This is a genomic window from Lysobacter antibioticus (assembly GCF_001442535.1).
GTDB classification, from domain to species: Bacteria; Pseudomonadota; Gammaproteobacteria; order Xanthomonadales; family Xanthomonadaceae; genus Lysobacter; species Lysobacter antibioticus.
Genome location: NZ_CP013141.1, coordinates 3,022,596 through 3,039,986, shown reverse-complemented (window position 1 = coordinate 3,039,986; position 17,391 = coordinate 3,022,596). Strand labels below are relative to the sequence as shown.

At 67.9% G+C, this 17,391-nt stretch carries 15 protein-coding genes; 12 read left to right on the top strand and 3 right to left on the bottom strand.

The annotated features are described in order from the left end of the window. The first annotated feature begins 27 nt into the window (after positions 1–27). The 7 genes from GLA29479_RS12335 (at position 28) to aroQ (ending at position 7,263) form a co-directional block, all read left to right on the top strand. Complete coding sequence (locus GLA29479_RS12335; RefSeq protein ID WP_057917773.1) at positions 28–657, top strand: YfgM family protein; 630 nt, start codon at positions 28–30, stop codon at positions 655–657. Continuing rightward, positions 657–1,892 (top strand): outer membrane protein assembly factor BamB, encoded by a 1,236-nt coding sequence (gene bamB / locus GLA29479_RS12330; protein WP_082638609.1) that lies wholly within the window; start codon positions 657–659, stop codon positions 1,890–1,892. The genes GLA29479_RS12335 and bamB overlap by 1 nt, the downstream gene beginning before the upstream one ends. Positions 1,893–2,208: 316 nt before the next feature. Further along, positions 2,209–3,609, top strand: coding sequence for a ribosome biogenesis GTPase Der (gene der, locus GLA29479_RS12325; RefSeq protein WP_057917774.1), 1,401 nt, complete (start codon positions 2,209–2,211; stop codon positions 3,607–3,609). A gap of 50 nt (positions 3,610–3,659) precedes the next feature. After that, positions 3,660–4,256 (top strand): molybdenum cofactor guanylyltransferase, encoded by a 597-nt coding sequence (gene mobA / locus GLA29479_RS12320; protein ID WP_057971759.1) that lies wholly within the window; start codon positions 3,660–3,662, stop codon positions 4,254–4,256. A gap of 42 nt (positions 4,257–4,298) precedes the next feature. Next, positions 4,299–5,510, top strand: a complete 1,212-nt coding sequence (locus GLA29479_RS12315; protein WP_057920028.1) for a molybdopterin molybdotransferase MoeA — start codon at positions 4,299–4,301, stop codon at positions 5,508–5,510. A gap of 78 nt (positions 5,511–5,588) precedes the next feature. Beyond that, positions 5,589–6,725, top strand: a complete 1,137-nt coding sequence (gene moeB / locus GLA29479_RS12310) for a molybdopterin-synthase adenylyltransferase MoeB (protein ID WP_057971758.1) — start codon at positions 5,589–5,591, stop codon at positions 6,723–6,725. Continuing rightward, complete coding sequence (gene aroQ, locus GLA29479_RS12305; protein ID WP_057971757.1) at positions 6,715–7,263, top strand: gamma subclass chorismate mutase AroQ; 549 nt, start codon at positions 6,715–6,717, stop codon at positions 7,261–7,263. Before moeB ends, aroQ begins: the two co-directional genes overlap by 11 nt. Positions 7,264–7,266: 3 nt before the next feature. On the opposite strand, the gene GLA29479_RS12300 is transcribed toward aroQ, so the two are convergent. After that, positions 7,267–7,635: a RidA family protein gene (locus GLA29479_RS12300; protein ID WP_057971756.1), complete on the bottom strand. Its 369-nt coding sequence runs from the start codon at positions 7,633–7,635 to the stop codon at positions 7,267–7,269. A gap of 10 nt (positions 7,636–7,645) precedes the next feature. Then, a complete protein-coding gene (locus GLA29479_RS12295) occupies positions 7,646–8,443 on the bottom strand; it encodes an alpha/beta hydrolase (protein ID WP_057917779.1) in 798 nt (265 codons plus the stop codon). Positions 8,444–8,700: 257 nt separating this feature from the next. On the opposite strand from GLA29479_RS12295, the gene GLA29479_RS12290 reads away from it, so the two are divergent. Beyond that, positions 8,701–9,729 (top strand): DUF2272 domain-containing protein, encoded by a 1,029-nt coding sequence (locus tag GLA29479_RS12290; protein ID WP_057971755.1) that lies wholly within the window; start codon positions 8,701–8,703, stop codon positions 9,727–9,729. Positions 9,730–10,833: 1,104 nt separating this feature from the next. Here the strand turns inward: GLA29479_RS12290 and GLA29479_RS12285 are convergent. Beyond that, entirely contained in the window at positions 10,834–11,166 is a 333-nt protein-coding gene (locus GLA29479_RS12285) for a DUF1244 domain-containing protein (protein WP_057917781.1), read from the bottom strand. A 90-nt stretch (positions 11,167–11,256) separates the two neighbouring features. Here GLA29479_RS12285 and folD point away from each other — a divergent pair, with 90 nt between their 5' ends. From folD to GLA29479_RS12265, 4 genes are all read left to right on the top strand, one after another. Next, entirely contained in the window at positions 11,257–12,147 is an 891-nt protein-coding gene (gene folD, locus GLA29479_RS12280; RefSeq protein ID WP_057917782.1) for a bifunctional methylenetetrahydrofolate dehydrogenase/methenyltetrahydrofolate cyclohydrolase FolD, read from the top strand. A 320-nt stretch (positions 12,148–12,467) separates the two neighbouring features. After that, complete coding sequence (gene guaB, locus GLA29479_RS12275; RefSeq protein ID WP_031370694.1) at positions 12,468–13,925, top strand: IMP dehydrogenase; 1,458 nt, start codon at positions 12,468–12,470, stop codon at positions 13,923–13,925. 114 nt (positions 13,926–14,039) lie between these two features. Further along, on the top strand, positions 14,040–15,608 hold the full coding sequence (gene guaA / locus GLA29479_RS12270) for a glutamine-hydrolyzing GMP synthase (RefSeq protein ID WP_057917783.1): 1,569 nt from the start codon (positions 14,040–14,042) through the stop codon (positions 15,606–15,608). A gap of 1,560 nt (positions 15,609–17,168) precedes the next feature. Beyond that, the gene (locus tag GLA29479_RS12265) at positions 17,169–17,387 is read left to right on the top strand and encodes a hypothetical protein (protein ID WP_144436501.1); all 219 of its coding nucleotides are present in this window, start codon (positions 17,169–17,171) and stop codon (positions 17,385–17,387) included. Positions 17,388–17,391: the final 4 nt, after the last annotated feature.

The window sequence follows — 17,391 nt, the reverse complement described above, 5'->3', positions numbered from 1 at the left end:
CCTAGCACGGCGGCCTACGGCGTACTCATGGCGATAGACGATCTGCTCGACGAACACGAACAAAGCGAACGGGTACTGGCCTGGTTGCGCGCCAACGGTGCCGGCCTGATCGGCGGCATCGCCCTCGGTCTGGCTGCGATCGGCGGCTGGAAGTGGTGGGGCAACCACCAGCTCGAAACCCACGGCAAGGCCGCCACCGAGTTCCAGGCCGCGGTCGATGCGGTGCAAGCGAAGGACAAGGCCGCCGCGGCCAAGGTCAAGGCGCTGCCCCCGGGCATGTACCAGACCCTGGCCTCGCTCGACCTGGCCAAGTCGCAGGTCGATGCCGACCAGCGCGATGCCGCGATCGCCACCCTGCGCGGGATCAAGACCGAGGACGCCGCCATCGCCGAGATCGTCAAGCAGCGCCTGGCGCGCTTGCTGATCGATGCCAAGCAGCCGGCCGAGGCAATCAAGTTGCTCGACAAGTCGACCTCGCCGATGGCGATCGAAGTGCGCGGCGACGCCCAGTTCGCGCTCGGCAAGCCCGAACTCGCCCGGGCCGATTACGGCACCGCGCTCGCCAAGCTCGACGAGGCCTCGCCGCGTCGCCGCCTGCTCGAACTCAAGCTCACCGAAGCCGGCGGCACGCCGGCCAAGCCCGAGGCCAAGTCTTGATGAAGTCCGCTGAAAACAGGTTCTCCGGCCGCCCCGCCGTCCGCAACACCGCCGCGATCGTGCTGTGCGCGTTCGCGCTCAGCGGTTGCACGACCATCAAGGGTTGGTTCGGCGGCGGCAAGAAGGACGACGGCAAGCCCAACGAGCCGACCGAGCTCACCGACATCACCCCGAGCGTCAAGGTCGACAAGATCTGGTCGGTCAACGCCGGCAAGGGCGAGGAGCGCATCGGCATTCGCCAGGGTCCAGCCGTGGCCGACGGCCGCGTCTATGCCGCCGCAGTCAAGGGCGGCGTGCACGCCTACGATCTGCAGACCGGCAAGCAGGTCTGGCACTTCCAGCCCATGCGCACCGACAAGGACAAGAAGGACAAGGACATCCGTCTGTCCGGCGGTCCGGGCGCGGGCGATGGCCTGGTCGTGGTCGGCGGGCTCGATGGCGAAGTGATCGCGCTCGACGCGGCCACCGGCGTGCAGAAGTGGACCGCCAAGGTTTCCAACGAAGTCATCGCCGCGCCGACCATCGGCCTGGGCATGGTGTTCGTGCGCTCCAACGACGGCCGCGTCACCGCCTTCGACGCCGCCAGCGGCGAGCGTCGCTGGTTCTGGGTGCATGAAGTGCCGATGCTGACGGTGCGCGGCAACGGTTCGCCGACCCTCGGCCCGGGCTTCGTCTTCGTCGGCAACGACGACGGCACCGTCAGCGCCTTGTCGGCGACCGACGGCCGCCCGACCTGGGACCTGCCGGTCGCGCAGCCGGAAGGCCGCAGCGAACTCGACCGCATGGCCGACGTCGACGGCACGCCGGTCCTGGAAGGCACCACCCTGTACGCCAGCAGCTTCAAGAAGCAGACCATCGCAATCGACGCCCCGAGCGGCCGGCCGATGTGGGTCAGCGAACACGGCAGCGTGGGCCGTCTCGGCGTCGCCAGCGACCGTCTGGTCGTCAGCGACCCGGCCGGCCTGGTGTTCGGCCTCGACAAGTCCGGCGGCAGCGCGTTGTGGCAGCAGCCCGGCTTGGCGCGTCGCAGCCTGACCGGCGCGGCGGTGCAGGGCGATTACGCCGTGGTCGGCGATTTCGACGGCTACGTGCACTGGCTCAAGCTCGACAACGGCGAGTTCGCCGCGCGTGCGCGCGTCGGCGGCAAGCTGCTGCGTGCCGCTCCGGTGGTCGCCGACGGCGTGCTGATCGTGCAGAACGTCGAAGGTGAGCTGACGGCGTTCAAGTTGCAGTGAGTCCGGGATACGAGAGTCCGGGCCAGCCCTGACCCTCGTTTCCAGCAGTACTCGCGGCCCGGGCGGCGCAAGCCGTGCCGGGCCGTTCGTTTGATCGGTGCCCCTGATCGGTGCCGAACCCAGGCCTCGGATGCCTGCTTCCGGAGTCCTCGCGGTAGCGGCCGGCGGCCGTGCGAAAGCGTCTTCGCGCCCGCTCTGGCACTATGGCGCCTGTTTCGGCAGCCTCGCGCCGATGGGTTTCCAGGCCGGCGCCGCTGTCCCACAGCCGCGCGCCTGCGATCCCGAATCCCCATTCTCCATTCCCGGCTTCAAACACATGCTTCCCTTAGTCGCCCTCGTTGGCCGTCCCAACGTCGGAAAATCCACGCTCTTCAATGCGCTCACGCGCAGCCGCGACGCGCTCGTCCACGACGAACCCGGCGTCACCCGCGATCGTCACTACGGTGTGTGCCGGCCCGAGGGCCAGCGCCCGTTCGCGGTCGTGGACACCGGCGGCATCGCCGGCGAAGACGAGGGCCTGGCCGGCGCGACCGCGCGCCAGGCGCGCGCCGCCGCCGAGGAAGCCGATCTGGTGCTGTTCCTGGTCGATGGCCGCGAAGGCGCCTCCGCGCTCGACGACGAGATCCTGGCCTGGCTGCGCAAGACCGCGCGCCCGACCTTGCTCGTGGTCAACAAGACCGACGGCCTCGACGCGCGCGCCGCGGTCAACGACTTCGCCCGCTACGGCATCCGCGACGCGGTCGCGGTGTCGTCCGCTCATCGCCAGGGCATCGACGAACTGCTCGCCGAAGTGTTCGCGCGCCTGCCGGAAGAGGGCACCACCAGCGAACTCGACAACGACCCCTCGCGCGTGCGCGTGGCCTTCATCGGCCGCCCGAACGTCGGCAAGTCGACCCTGGTCAATCGCCTGCTCGGCGAAGAACGCATGATCGCCTCGGAAGTGCCGGGCACCACGCGCGACTCGGTCGCGGTCGACATGGAGCGCGACGGCCGTCTGTATCGCCTGGTCGACACCGCCGGCGTGCGCCGCAAGTCCAAGGTCGAGGAAGCGGTCGAGAAGTTTTCGATCATCAAGACCCTGCAGGCGATCGAGAACTGCCAGGTCGCGGTGGTCATGCTCGACGCCGGCGAAGGCGTGACCGACCAGGACGCCAGCGTGCTCGGCTATGCGCTCGACTCCGGTCGCGCCCTCGTGGTTGCGGTCAACAAGTGGGACGGCCAAACCGAGTATCAGCGCCAGCAGACCGAAAACCTGCTGATGCGCAAGCTGGCGTTCGTGGAATGGGCCGAGAAGGTGCGGATCAGCGCCAAGCACGGCTCGGGACTGCGCGAGCTGTTCGGCGCGATCCATCGCGCCCATGCCTCGGCGACCACCGAGATCGGCACCAGCGAAGTCACCAAGGCCATGGAAGTGGCCTACGAAACCAACCCGCCGCCGGTGGTGCGCGGGCACGTGGCCAAGCTGCGCTTCGCCCATCCGGCCGGCCTCAATCCGCCGACCTTCGTCGTCCACGGCACGCGCCTGCGCACGCTCGGCGATACCTATAAGCGCTACCTGGAAAACTTCTTCCGCAAGCGCTTCAAGCTGGTCGGCACGCCGATCCGCTTCGTCTTCAAGGACAGCAGCAATCCTTACGAAGGCAAGAAGAACGTGTTGACCGAACGCCAGGTGGCGAAGAAGAAGCGTCTGATCCGCCACGTCAAGCGCGGCAAGTAAATCCGGCGGGCGCGGCCGACTACAGCGCCCGGGACACGCGAGGAGAGGCCATGCAGTGCACACGCGCCGACCTCAGCCTGGGCATCCTCGCCGGCGGCCGCGCCTCGCGCCTGGGCGGCCTCGACAAGGCTTGGCTGCGTCGCGACGGCGAGGCGCAGGTACTGCGCCTGGCGCGTGCGTATCGAGAGCAGGTCGCACAGGTGTGGGTCAGCGCCAATCGCGACCTCGCGCGCTATCGGCAGCATGGTTTGCAGGCGCTGAGCGATACGACGCCCGACCTCGGGCCGCTCGGTGGCCTCGCAGCCCTGGCCGAGGCCTGCACCACACCGTGGTTATTCACCCTGCCGGTCGATGCGGTCGCGCTCGACCGGCCATTGTTGTCGGCGCTGATCGAAGCGCAGGACGGGCAGGGCGCCTATGCGGTCGACGACGACGGCGTGCAGCCCCTGTTCGCGCTGTGGCCGGTGACGGCCCTGCGTACGGCCTTGGCCCAGGCCTTGGCGCAGCGACGGTTGGCGGTGCGCGAGCTGCAGGCCGCACTCGGCATGGCGGCGCTGCGCCTCGATGGCCTACGCTTCGGCAATCTCAACAGCCCCGAGGATCTGCTCGCCCACGGTTTCGTCGCCGACGACGCGCCGGGCCGCTGATCCGTCACCACTGCGAGCGATGCCCCCATGAGCGATGGCCCCATAAACGATTTCCCGAGCGGCCTGTTGTTCGACGAGGCGATGGCGATCGTCGCCGAAGTCGCCGCCGCGCACCGGCTCGAAGCCGAAACCGTGGCCTTGTCGCGTTGCCACGGCCGCGTGCTCGCCGGCGACGTCGATGCGCCGCTGTCCTTGCCGCCGTTCGACAACAGCGCGATGGACGGCTTCGCCTTTCGCCATGCCGATCTGGCCGGCGAGCAGACCGTGCTGCGCTTGATCGGCGAGCAGTTCGCCGGCCTCGACGGCGGCTGGTCGCTCGCTGCCGGCGAGTGCGTGCGCATCACCACCGGCGCGCCGCTGCCGGCCGGCGCCGACACGGTCGCGATCAAGGAGAACGTCGCCGTCGCCGGCGAGCGCGTGAGCGTGCCGCGCACCGCGCTCGGCCAGAACGTGCGCTACGCCGGCGAAGACGTGCGCCAAGGCGAGCGCGTCCTGCAGGCCGGACAGCTGCTGACCCCGGCGCGGGTGTCGCTGGCGGCCTCGCTCGGGCTGTCGTCGTTGCGGGTGCGGCGCAAGCCGACCGTGGCGGTGTTCACCAGCGGCGATGAGCTGGTCGAGCCCGGCATGAGCCTGCAGCCCGGGCAGATCTACGACAGCAACCGCGACTTGTTGATGGGCCTGCTGCGTGCCGACGGGCTGGAGCCGACCGCGTGGCCGCGCCTGCCGGACGATCCGAAACAAGTCGAGATCGCCTTGCGCGATGCCGCCTGCGCCTTCGACCTGGTGTTCACCTGCGGCGCGGTCTCTGCCGGCGAAAAGGACCACATCCCGGCGGTGTTGCGCGAATTCGGCCGCATCCATCTGTGGAAGGTGAAGATGCGCCCGGGCATGCCGCTGCTGTTCGGCAGCATGGACCAGGCGCGCATGCTGGGGCTGCCGGGCAACCCGGTCTCGGTGATGGCGACCTACATGACCTTCGGCCGCGCCCTGATCGACGGCCTCCAAGGCCGCAGCGAGGCGCGCCCGCGGTTCCGTGCGCGCCTGGTCGGCTCGATCGAGAAGACCCATCCGCGCCGCGAGTTCATCCGCGCGCGTTTGTTCAGCGACGACGCGGGCGTGCTGCGGGTCGACCCGAATCCGGCCACCGGTTCGCACCGTTTGCGCGCGGCCGCCGACTCCGACGCCCTGATGGTGGTGGCCGAAGGGCCGCAGACGCTGGCGGACGGGGCGGTGATGGACGTGCTGCCGTACTGACGGCCGGCGCAACACAGCGTCGCCGCGGACGCGACCGATCCGCCTGCGCACGAGCATCCGAAAGCGGATAATCCGCGCATGAGCATCGAACAGATTTCACCGGAGCAGGCGCGCCGGCGGCAGCAGGCCGGCGCGGTCCTGATCGACGTGCGCGAAGCCCACGAACGCGCCGGCGGCCAGGCCGAACACGCCCGTGGCATCGCCAAGGACGCGCTCGAATCCGAGCCCACGGCGTTCTTGCCCGACCGCGACGCCGATATCGTCCTGATCTGCCAATCCGGCGCGCGTTCGCTGCGCACCGCGCAGACCCTGGTCGCGGCCGGCTATGCGCGCGTGGCCTCGGTCGAGGGCGGCACCTCGCGCTGGATCGCCGAGCGTTTGCCGCTCGCGGTGCTGGAGCAGTCCGACGAAGAACGCGATTTCTACGACCGCTATTCGCGCCATCTGCGCTTGCCCGAAGTCGGCGAGGCCGGGCAGCGCAAGCTGCAGGCCGCGCGCGTGGCGATGGTCGGCGCCGGCGGCCTGGGCTCGCCGGCGGCGTTCTATCTCGCCGCGGCCGGCATCGGCACCCTGGTGCTCGCCGACGACGACGTGGTCGATCGCAGCAATCTGCAGAGGCAGATCCTGCACACCGAGGACCGCATCGGCGTGTCCAAGGTCGAATCGGCGCGGATCGCGCTGGCGGCCTTGAACCCGCGTGTGCGCGTGGAAACCTTCGCCGAGCGCATCAGCGCCGACAATGTCGAGCGGCTGATCGAGGGCGCCGACGTGGTCTTCGACGGCGCCGACAATTTTCCGGTGCGCTATCTGCTCAACGACGCCTGCGTGAAACTGGCCAAGCCCTTGGTCTACGGCGCGATCCATCGTTTCGAAGGGCAGGTCAGCGTGTTCGACGCCGGCCGCCATCGCGGTGCGCGCCCCTGTTATCGCTGCCTGTTCCCCGAGCCACCGCCGCCGGACGCGGCGCCGAACTGCGCCGAGGCCGGCGTGCTCGGCGTGTTGCCGGGCGTGGTCGGGCTGATCCAGGCCACCGAAGTCATCAAGCTGATCCTGGGGCTCGGCGATTCCCTGGCCGGGCGTCTGCTGCATTTCGACGCCCTGGGCCTGCGCTTCCGCGAAACCCGGTTGGCGCCCGACCCGGATTGCCCGGTGTGCGCGGCGGGTCGCGAGTTCCCGGGTTATATCGACTATCAGGCGTTTTGCAGTGCGCATTAAGCTCGCCGCGATCTCCCTGATCCTGGCGACGTGTCCAGGCGCGGTCGCCGCGAAGCAGCCGGCCCTGCCGGCCTTGACCCGCCTCGCCGAGCTCAGCGCCCAACGCCTGCTGCTCGCCGACACGGTTGCGGCCAGCAAGCGCCACTCCGGCAAACCGGTCGAGGACGCCGCACGCGAGAGCGAGCAACTCGAACGCCTCGGCGCGCAAGCCGCATCGCATGGCCTGACCGAGGCCCAGGCCACGGCCTTCTTCAAGGCGCAGATGGAGGCCAACAAACTGGTCCAGTACCGCTTGCTGGCCGAGCCTGCGCATCGAGCGGCCGCCGCGGTCGACCTGGGACCGGTGCGCGAGCGCCTGGACCGTCTCAATGTCGAGCTATTGGATGCGCTCGCGCCGGCCATGCACGAAGCGCAAGGCGAGGCCTGCGTGTTGCGGACCGATCGTGTCCAGCGACTTGCGGCGCGGCGGCATCGCCTGGATGCCTTGCACCGCACCGCGCTGGTGCGAGCCTTCGGCGATCTGTGCCGGATGCCGTAAGGATCAGTCGGCCGCGATCGCCTCGATCTCCACCAGCCAGCCTTCTTCGTACAGGCCGGTGATGATTACGGTCAGCGCCGGGGCGTGCTCGCCGAGCAACTCGTGGCGGATCTCGTAATTGCGCTGGCGATGGCGGCGATCGGTCAGAAAGGTCGTGACCTTGACCAGATGGCTGTAGTCCATGCCGGCGGCCGCCAATTGGCGCGCGACATTGGCCCAGGCCTGGTGGCATTGGCCGTCGAAATCGCCCGCGAGCGCGCCGTCGTCGCTTTGCGGAATCTGGCCGCTGACGAACAGCATCCGCTTGAAGTCGCTGATCTCGTGCGCCTGCGCGTACGAGACCGCAGTCGGGTGAATGGCCCGTCGCCGCATGGCCGAGTCCTCAATCCATGAACTCGCGCAGCGAATCGCCGTAAGCGGGGTAGGTGCCGATGTTGTGGTGATCGGCGCCTTCCAGTTGCACCACGTCGACGCCTTGCGGCCGGGTCTGCAGCGAGTGGATCAGGCGTTGGGTGTTCGGCGCCGGAATCACATCGTCGGCGGTCGCGCGCACCACCAGGACCGGGCCGAAATAGTTGCGCAGGTGGGTCACCGAATCGTAGCGGTCCTTGACCAGCCAACGCGTCGGCAGCCAGCGGTAATGGGCCTGCGCGGTCTCGCGCAGGCTGTCGAACGGCGTCACCAAGGCCAGGCGTTCGACCGGGCGATGGCCGGCCACGTAGCTGGCGACGCCGCTGCCGAGGCTGCGGCCGACGATGGCGACCGGCTGCCCCGGGTGCTCGCGCGCGACTTGATCGAACACCGCCAGCGCATCGGCGAACAGCGCCGATTCCTCGGGGCGGCCGTCGCTGGCGCCGAAACCGCGGTACGAGACCAGGTAGATAGTGCGGTCGGGAAACCACTGCGCCAGCGACTCGCGCATGTTCTCGATGCGTTCGGCGTTGCCGCCGAAATAGATCAGCGCCTTGCCCTGGCCGGCGTTGAGCCGCCAACCACGCAGGACCACGCTGCCGTGCTTGACCGTGTAGTCGGTCATCGACACTCCCAGACGCGTGTTCTGCGGGAAATACAGCAAATCGCGCTGCTTGAAGTAGAGCCAGCCGCAGACGCTGAGATAACCGGCCGCGGCGACGCCGGCCAGCATGGTGACGGATGGGAGCAGACGCGGATTACGAGCCATCGATGCGGGGCCTTCCAAGGCGGGCAAGGGAGCGCGGGCGTTGGATTGCGCGCGCGCGGTGCTATTCGGGCGACGATAACCCGCGGCGTCGGTATCTCGCCAGCGCTGCGGCTATCACACGACTTGCACAGGCGATCCATAGGCTGGGCAAGGGCGGCCGATTGATCGATCATGCCGCCACCCCACGCGGCGTCGTCGTTCGACGGACCGTACCGTCGTTTCGCCGTGCCGCACGGCACCGCCTTGGAGAAGTGCCGATGTTCCGTTCGCTCGTGTTCGCCTGTCTGTGGTTGTCGGCGGGTGCCGCCGTCGCCGCCGACGCCTGTCCGGCGTTGCGCGGGCAGACTGCAGCGCCGGATGCGGCCACCCGCATCGCCGCGGCCGCCTGCACCGAGAACCTGCAATGGTTCCGTCCCTTCATCGACGTGCAGGGGCGCCTGGCCAGCGCGACCCTCAGCGAAGCCGAGACCAGCCGGCTCGAGGACGGCGCCACCGAGACCTGGCGCCGCACCGTCAGTTACTGGCGCGACACCGGTCTGCTGCAGCGCATGGCGGGTTTCGCCGGCGCGACCCAATGCAGCGATCCCTATGGCGGCAGCTATCCGGCGGTCGCCTGCCGGGCCTTCCTGGTCGATAACCCCTGGTCGGCCGCGTTCGTGTCCTACGTGATGATGAAAGCCGCGGTCCCCGGGTTCCGGCCGTCCGCCAGTCATTACGACTACGTCCGCGATGCCTACCGCACGCCCGACCAGAGCCCGTTCCAGTACCTGGACCCGAGCACCGCGCGCCCCGCGGCGGGCGATCTGTTGTGCGCGGTGCGTTCGGGCAACCGCGTCTACGGTTACGAAGGCCTGGTCGCCGCGCTCGATGGCGTCAACGGCGCGCTCAACATGCATTGCGACATCGTCGTCGCGGTCAATCCCGGCAACGACGGCAAGGCCTATCTGATCGGCGGCAACGTCCAGCAGGGCGCGACCATGCGGATCATGGCGGTCAACCGCAACGGCGAGTTCTGGCCCTTGCCCCGGCGCAGCGAGACCCAGGTCGAGTGTTCGCCCGACACGGCTTCTGCCTGCGACATGAACAAGTTGGACTGGGCGGCGCTGCTCAAACTCAAGCCCGAGGCCTCGCTGGCCCAGCTCGCGCCGGCGATTCCCTTGTACGTCCCGCAGATGGCGCCGCCGGCGCCGACCCCGCAGGGCTGCTGCGTGCAGTGCGTGGTGGGCTCGGGCGTGCCGCGTTGCCCGAATCCGAATGCGCCGGGAGTGCGGCCGCAGCAGGAGTGAGCGCCAATATTCCTGTAGGAGCGGCGCGAGCCGCGACCGCGGAACGCGCAGAGCTTGCATCGCTGTCGTCGGTCATCGAAGCCGCGTACTTTCGCGAAGGGTAGGAGCGGCGCGAGCCGCGACCGCGGTGCTCCAAGTTGGCGCGGTCCTTTTCGATGCCGACGCCTTGGCTGTTGCTGTTGCTGTTGCTGTGCGTAGCCTCGCACTAGCGAAGGCTATAGAAGACCCAAAGGGCGGCGCGCAAGGATGCGCGCCGTTTTTCATCGGGACAGGGATGTCCCGTATGAAAAGTCCCTGCGTCGGCAACGCGCGTGCGGGCTGGTGATTCAAAGAAAAGCATTTTTCTTTGGTTACCTTTCTTTTGTTGCTTATGACAAAAGAAAGTAACCCGCCGCTTTAGTGGCGGAGGCTTTTGGCGTTTGATCTTGCAAGTGAGATGCGCCGCAAGAACGGTCGCGGCGCGGTCGCGGCTCGCGCCGCTCCTACCCGGGAAAGCATGTCGCTTCGATTGGATGGCATCGGCCTTGCGGTCCCTGCGCATCCTTTGGTCGCGACTTACTTCGCTCCTACAGGGGCGGATTCGCAAGATTGCGTTGATCGAGCAAGAGCAGAGCTTCCGTCCGCTGACGCGGCCGGGTTACTTTCTTTTGCTAAGCCCAAAAGTCCGTCTGGATTCCCTTCGGTCAAAGCTAACCAAAGAAAAGGGCTCTCCTTGCAAGGGCACAGGCCACGAGTGCGATGCCCGCGCCGGGATTTTTCGATAAGACGTCCCTGTCTTATCGAAAAACGGCGCACGTCCTGTGCGCCGCCCTACGGGTCTCCACTTGACCGGAAAAGCGGCAAAGCAGATCAAAATCGCGGCAACGGCAACGGCAACGGCAACGGCAACGGCATGCTCTTAGGGTAGGAGCGGCGCAAGCCGCGACCAAACGAAGAGGTTTAACGCCACGTCACTGTCCGAAGCCTGGCTACGCAGTGCGGAGCCGGAATGTCTCGGCTCCGGTCATTGCGCTTGCGTTCGTCGCTTCGTTTTGTCGCGGCTCGCGCCGCTCCTACCCAAAAGCGGCGCGGCAAAGCCGACGGTCTGGAGCCGCCGAAGCAGGATTAGCCGTGCTGTTTCTGCGCGGCCTCGAAGGCGGCCAACTGCTCCGGAGTGGCGTCTTTCTGGTGCTGCGCCTTCCATTGCGCGAACGGCATGCCGTAGACGGCCTCGCGGGCTTCGTCCTTGCTCATGGCGATGCCGCGCGCGTCGGCGGCTTCGCGGTACCAGTCGGCCAGGCAGTTGCGGCAGAAGCCGGCCAGGATCATCAGGTCGATGTTCTGCACGTCGCTGCGTTCGTGCATCAGATGGGCAATCAGGCGCCGGAAGGCGGCGGCCTCGATCGCCAGGGTCTCGTGGTCCTGCGGGGGATGGTCGGGGGGCGGGGTATGGCTCATGGCGGCGCTCGCGGTGACCCGGCAAAAAACGCGGGTGGGAATAGGGGATAATGCGCGGCTTCGACTCTACCGCAGCGCATCCGACCTCGCATGACGTCCACACCCCATTCGGCGCATCCGGCCCGCATCCTCGACGGCAAGCGCATCGCCGAGGATCTGCTCGACAATCTCAAGGCCCAGGTCGATGCGCGCATCGCCGCGGGCCAGTCGCGGCCGGGTCTGGCGGTGGTGCTGGTCGGCAACGACCCGGCCTCCAGCGTCTACGTGCGCAACAAGCGCCGTGCCGCGCAGAAGGTCGGGATCCGTGCGATCGACTACGACCTGCCGGCCGATACCAGCGACGAGCAGCTGCTGGCCCTGATCGACCGGCTGAACGCCGATCCCGAGGTCCACGGCATCCTGGTGCAACTGCCGCTGCCGGACCGCCGCGACGCCACCGCGCTGATCCACCGCATCGACCCGCGCAAGGACGTCGACGGCTTCCACCCGGAAAACGTCGGCCACCTGGTCCTGCGCCAGTTCGGCCTGCGCCCGTGCACGCCGCGCGGCATCACCACCTTGCTCGGCTATACCGACCGCCCGGTGCGCGGGCAGAGCGCGACCATCGTCGGGGTCAGCAATCATGTCGGCCGGCCGATGGCGCTGGAGCTGATGATCGCCGGCTGCACCGTCACCAGCTGCCACAAATTCACCCCGCCCGAGGTCCTGGAGGCCTCGGTGCGCGGCGCCGACATCCTGGTGGTCGCGGTCGGCCGTCCGCAGCTGATCCCGGGCGAGTGGGTCAAGCCGGGCGCGGTGGTCATCGACGTCGGCATCAACCGGCTCGACGACGGCCGCCTGGTGGGCGACGTCGGCTTCGACGCCGCCGCCCAGCGCGCCAGCTGGATCACCCCGGTGCCGGGCGGGGTCGGGCCGATGACGGTCGCGACCCTGATGCAGAACACCCTGGAAGCGGCCGAGGCCGCGGACAAAGTCGGCTGAAGGCACCGCGTCGCGGGGCGCCGGGCGGGTTGGATGGGTACTCCCAAGCCGTCATTCCCGCGCAGGCGGGAATCCAGAGACTTCAGTTGGCGGTTTCCGGAGGTCTGCGGTAGAAACGGCCGGACCTTGGTGGTTCTTGCTCGAAAGCCCTGGATTCCCGCCTGTGCGGGAATGACGGTTGCAGACTGCCTCGCCGGCCTCAGGTGAGGCTTAACGGCCACCTTCCCCCCACCCGCAGAACGCCTCTTTCCGTTGGCGCAGCGGGCAAGGAGGGGGCGTTTCGGGTTAGAATGGCGCGCTTCATCCTCCCGGGCCCGCCCATGCTGCGCATCCAGGCTGAAGCGCTTACTTACGACGATGTGTCCCTCGTCCCCGCGCATTCGATCGTCCTGCCTAAGGACGTAAACCTCTCGACCCGCCTGACCCGCGACCTGTCGATTCGCTTGCCGATCCTGTCGGCGGCGATGGACACCGTCAGCGAGGCCCGCCTCGCGATCGCGTTGGCCCAGCTCGGCGGCATCAGCATCATCCACAAGAACATGAGCCTGGAAGCCCAGGCCGCGCAGGTCGCCCAGGTCAAGAAGTTCGAGGCCGGGGTGATCCGCGAGCCGTTCACCGTCGGTCCGGAAACGACCATCGGCGAAGTGCTCAAGCTGACCCGTGCGCGCAACATCTCCGGCGTGCCGGTGGTCGACGGCGGCCAGCTGGTCGGCATCGTCACCAGCCGCGACATGCGCTTCGAGACCAAGCTCGACGATCCGGTGCGCCACATCATGACCAAGCGCGACCGCTTGATCACGGTGCAGGAAGGCGCCAGCGACGACGAAGTGCTGCAGCTGCTGCACCGTCACCGCATCGAGAAGATCCTGGTGGTCAACGACGGCTTCGAGCTGCGCGGCCTGATCACGGTCAAGGACATCCAGAAGAAGACCGACAACCCCAACGCCGCCAAGGACAGCGCCGAACGGCTGCTGGTCGGCGCGGCGGTCGGCGTCGGCGGCGACACCGAAGCGCGCGTCGAAGCGCTGGCTGCGGCCGGCGTGGACGTGGTCGTGGTCGATACCGCCCACGGCCATTCGCAGGGCGTGCTCGACCGGGTCAAGTGGGTCAAGACCCGCTTCCCGCAGTTGCAGGTCATCGGCGGCAACATCGTCACCGGCGACGCGGCATTGGCGCTGATGGATCACGGCGCGGACGCGGTCAAGGTCGGCGTCGGCCCCGGTTCGATCTGCACCACGCGCGTGGTCGCCGGCGTCGGCGTGCCCCAGGTCACCGCGGTGGCGATGGTCGCCGAGGCTCTGCAGGACCGCATTCCGCTGATCGCCGACGGCGGCATCCGCTATTCGGGCGACATCGGCAAGGCGCTGGTCGCCGGCGCCTCCACGGTCATGGTCGGCGGCCTGTTCGCCGGCACCGAGGAAGCGCCGGGCGATATCGAACTGTTCCAGGGCCGCAGCTACAAGAGCTACCGCGGCATGGGCAGCCTCGGCGCGATGGAGCAGGGCTCCAAGGACCGCTATTTCCAGGACGCGTCCGACGCCGACAAGCTCGTGCCCGAAGGCATCGAAGGCCGCGTGCCGTATCGCGGCCCGCTGCACGGCGTGGTGCACCAGTTGGCCGGCGGTCTGCGCGCGACCATGGGTTATGTCGGCTGCGCGACCATCGAGGACATGCGCAAGAAGCCCAGCTTCGTGCGCATCACCAACGCCGGTGCGCGCGAAAGCCACGTCCACGATGTACAGATCACTAAAGAACCGCCGAATTACCGGGCGGGTTGAAGTCCAGGAACGAATGAAGAGGAGTGAGGAACGAGTGTCCCGCTCCTCTTCGTCTATTCCGAAGCCGCTTTTGCTCGTCTCGTTCCTCACTCCCCTCCATTCGTTGCCGGCTCCATGACCGATATCCATAGCGACAAGATCCTGATCCTCGACTTCGGCGCGCAGTACACCCAGCTGATCGCGCGCCGCATCCGCGAACTCGGCGTGTATTGCGAAATCTGGGCCTGGGACCACGATCCGGCCGAAATCGCCGCCTACGGCGCCAAGGGCATCATTCTTTCCGGCGGCCCCGAGTCGACCACCGAGCACGGCTCGCCGCGCGCGCCGCAGCAGGTCTTCGACGCCGGCCTGCCGATCCTGGGCATCTGCTACGGCATGCAGACCATGGCCAAGCAGCTCGGCGGCGAAACCGAGGCCGCGGACCAACGCGAATTCGGCCATGCCGAAGTGTCGCTGGTCGCGCACTGCCGCTTGTTCGACGGCCTGAAGGACCATCCGGGCTCGCCGCCGCGTCTCGACGTGTGGATGAGCCACGGCGACCACGTCTCCAAGGCGCCGGAAGGTTTCGTCGTCACTGCCAAGACCGACCGCATCCCGGTCGCCGCCTTCGCCGACGACGCCCGTCGCTGGTACGGCGTGCAGTTCCATCCCGAGGTCACCCACACCAAGCAGGGCCAGACCCTGCTGCGCCGCTTCGTGGTCGACATCTGCGGCTGCCAGACCTTGTGGACCGCCGCGCATATCATCGAAGACCAGATCGAGCGCGTACGCGCCCTGGTCGGCAGCGACGAGGTCATCCTCGGCCTGTCCGGCGGCGTCGACTCCTCGGTCGTGGCCGCGTTGCTGCACAAGGCCATCGGCGACCAGCTGACCTGTGTGTTCGTCGACACCGGCCTGCTGCGCTACAACGAAGGCGACCAGGTGATGGCGATGTTCGCCGAGCACATGGGCGTCAAGGTCGTACGCGTCAATGCCGCCGACCGCTACTTCGACAAGCTCGCCGGGGTCAGCGACCCGGAAGCCAAGCGCAAGATCATCGGCAACCTGTTCGTCGACATTTTCGACGAAGAGTCGAACAAGCTCGCCAACGCCAAGTGGCTGGCACAGGGCACGATCTATCCCGACGTGATCGAGTCGGCCGGCAGCAAAACCGGCAAGGCTCACGTCATCAAGAGCCATCACAACGTCGGCGGCCTGCCCGAGCACATGAAGCTCGGCCTGGTCGAGCCGCTGCGCGAGTTGTTCAAGGACGAAGTGCGCCGCCTCGGCGTCGAACTCGGCCTGCCGCGCGAGATGGTGTATCGCCATCCGTTCCCGGGTCCGGGCCTGGGCGTGCGCATCCTCGGCGAAGTGAAGCGCGAATACGCCGAGCTGCTGGCCAAGGCCGACCACATCTTCATCGACGAACTGCGCAAGGCCGGTCTGTACGACAAGACCAGCCAGGCCTTCGCGGTGTTCCTGCCGGTGAAATCGGTCGGCGTGGTCGGCGACGCCCGCGCCTACGAGTGGGTGATCGCGTTGCGCGCGGTCGAGACCATCGACTTCATGACCGCGCATTGGGCGCACCTGCCGTACGATTTCCTCGGCACGGTGTCCAACCGCATCATCAACGAACTGCGCGGCGTCTCGCGCGTGGTCTACGACATCAGCGGTAAGCCGCCGGCTACGATCGAGTGGGAGTGAGTCCGCGCTGAATCCGTCGCGGCTATCGCCGTGACGACGGGGGCCTTGCCGTAAGCGCGGCAAGGTCCCGATGCCGGTCGCATCGACCAAGGCATCGCGGGCCCGGCCCGCTTCGACGGCGTCGAGCCGAATCCACCGAGCGGGCGGCGCTGACCACAGGTGCCGTAGCGTCCCGCTGAGTCCCGACGACGGCATCGAAGCAAGCGCTGCCCGGTCTCGTACTTTCCGCTGCGTCGCGTCCGCGCCCCGGCGTTGCTCCCTGCGCGATTGGAACGCGGCAGCCTCGAGTGCCGGCACCTGGAGTCACGGCCGATGCGGGCTCCCGGCATCCGGTTGTGTGATTCGGGACGCGTTTCCGGGCGCCGTGCGCCGCTAGGGTTCGATTCGGCATCCGGGTATCGGCCTGGAGCCGCCAGGGGACACAAGGATGTCCGTATCAGCTTGGATGGGCTGCCTCATCACTGTCGTGCCTTGCGAGGCCCGTTCCATGTCCGGGCGGCCGCCGTGTCGCCGCGAGTCGCCTTTGTTTTCGCTGCGAACGCCGGCCGGGCGACCTGCCGCTGCGTCTGCGAGCGGATATTCCCGCACCGCCAATGCACGCGACGCGCTTGCCTGCACATCGCTCCTGCATGCGCAGGCGCCAACGACTGCGTCTTCGCCAAGGCCCTGTGCGGCGCGCCGTGCGCGAAGCCAAGGCGTAGCGCGCTTCGATGATCGGTGCACGACCGGCACGGCGAGGCATCGGGATCTCCCGCGCTTGGGGCTTGAACGAAGCCCGCGTCGCGGAACCGAACCGGCTGCGGAAGGAGCCGCGGCGAACCGCGCTGGACGGCATCCGCCGTCGGCGCCCCAGACGGCGGGGGAAGGAGAGCCCCGGTCGTCCCATCAGCATAGGAGAAGGCGATGAATAGGAAGTCCCGCACCAAGGCATTGCTGGCTTGCTTCGCGTTCGGCTTGGGTCTCAGTGTCAGCCTCAGCGCATTCGCGCGGCCGTGCTGCAGCAGTTGCGACCCGGACGATCCGGATTCGCGTTGCTGGGCCATCTGCTCGCCCGGTTGCTGATTGGCGGAACCGGAAAGGGGCGGGAGACCGCCCCTTTCCTTTGCGATCCACGATTGGAATCCGCGAGCCGTGTTGCGCCTGGCGACAGCCGCAGTTCGCGGGCCACGCCGGCCTCGGCCCGGCTGCGTCTGTGTCGGCCCAACTGCGTGCCGAACGTCGTTCCCGCAACGGCCAGCGCCTGCGACAGCGGGTCACGTCCGATCGATAACTGCGTCCCGGATCATGACATCGCCGCAGTGACGCCTTCGATTTAGGACAAAGACAGTCCGGAATGGCGCGTAGTTTCGCCGCATGACGATTCGTCCCGGAGCCCCGATCCCGGCGGCTCACGGGCATCCGTCTGCGCGCGGAAGCGGGGTAAGTCGAGCCGCCCTTCGCCTTTGCGCTTCGCGCTGTCGATTTTGGAGTGCTCGACTCGTCGTTTCTTCAGTGCCGGCCGATCCAGGCAACCGCCGTGGCCGGCCCGCATGAGGAACGACCTTGATAAGGAGAAGTTCGATGTCGAGATATCTGCCGGTGGTGGCGGCCTTGCTGGCCTTGCCGCATCTGATCGCGGCCGCATCTGCGCGGACCGAATCGGATGCGGTGCGCAGCGAACACGCGATCGAGCTGGAACGGGCCCGCTGCGACGCGCTTTACCGGAAACACCCCGTGGCGGCACCCGCAAAGACCGCCAAGCCGATCGTGGTCGCGCCGCGATCGCTCGGTGCGCACTGAGCGC

Coding starts and splice junctions, on each gene's coding strand:
- GLA29479_RS12335 (WP_057917773.1), top strand. CDS start 28: ATGGCGATAGACGATCTGCTCGACGAACACGAACAAAGCGAACGGGTA.
- bamB (WP_082638609.1), top strand. CDS start 657: ATGAAGTCCGCTGAAAACAGGTTCTCCGGCCGCCCCGCCGTCCGCAAC.
- der (WP_057917774.1), top strand. CDS start 2,209: ATGCTTCCCTTAGTCGCCCTCGTTGGCCGTCCCAACGTCGGAAAATCC.
- mobA (WP_057971759.1), top strand. CDS start 3,660: ATGCAGTGCACACGCGCCGACCTCAGCCTGGGCATCCTCGCCGGCGGC.
- moeB (WP_057971758.1), top strand. CDS start 5,589: ATGAGCATCGAACAGATTTCACCGGAGCAGGCGCGCCGGCGGCAGCAG.
- GLA29479_RS12300 (WP_057971756.1), bottom strand. CDS start 7,635: ATGCGGCGACGGGCCATTCACCCGACTGCGGTCTCGTACGCGCAGGCG.
- GLA29479_RS12295 (WP_057917779.1), bottom strand. CDS start 8,443: ATGGCTCGTAATCCGCGTCTGCTCCCATCCGTCACCATGCTGGCCGGC.
- GLA29479_RS12290 (WP_057971755.1), top strand. CDS start 8,701: ATGTTCCGTTCGCTCGTGTTCGCCTGTCTGTGGTTGTCGGCGGGTGCC.
- GLA29479_RS12285 (WP_057917781.1), bottom strand. CDS start 11,166: ATGAGCCATACCCCGCCCCCCGACCATCCCCCGCAGGACCACGAGACC.
- folD (WP_057917782.1), top strand. CDS start 11,257: ATGACGTCCACACCCCATTCGGCGCATCCGGCCCGCATCCTCGACGGC.
- guaB (WP_031370694.1), top strand. CDS start 12,468: ATGCTGCGCATCCAGGCTGAAGCGCTTACTTACGACGATGTGTCCCTC.
- guaA (WP_057917783.1), top strand. CDS start 14,040: ATGACCGATATCCATAGCGACAAGATCCTGATCCTCGACTTCGGCGCG.
- GLA29479_RS12265 (WP_144436501.1), top strand. CDS start 17,169: ATGTCGAGATATCTGCCGGTGGTGGCGGCCTTGCTGGCCTTGCCGCAT.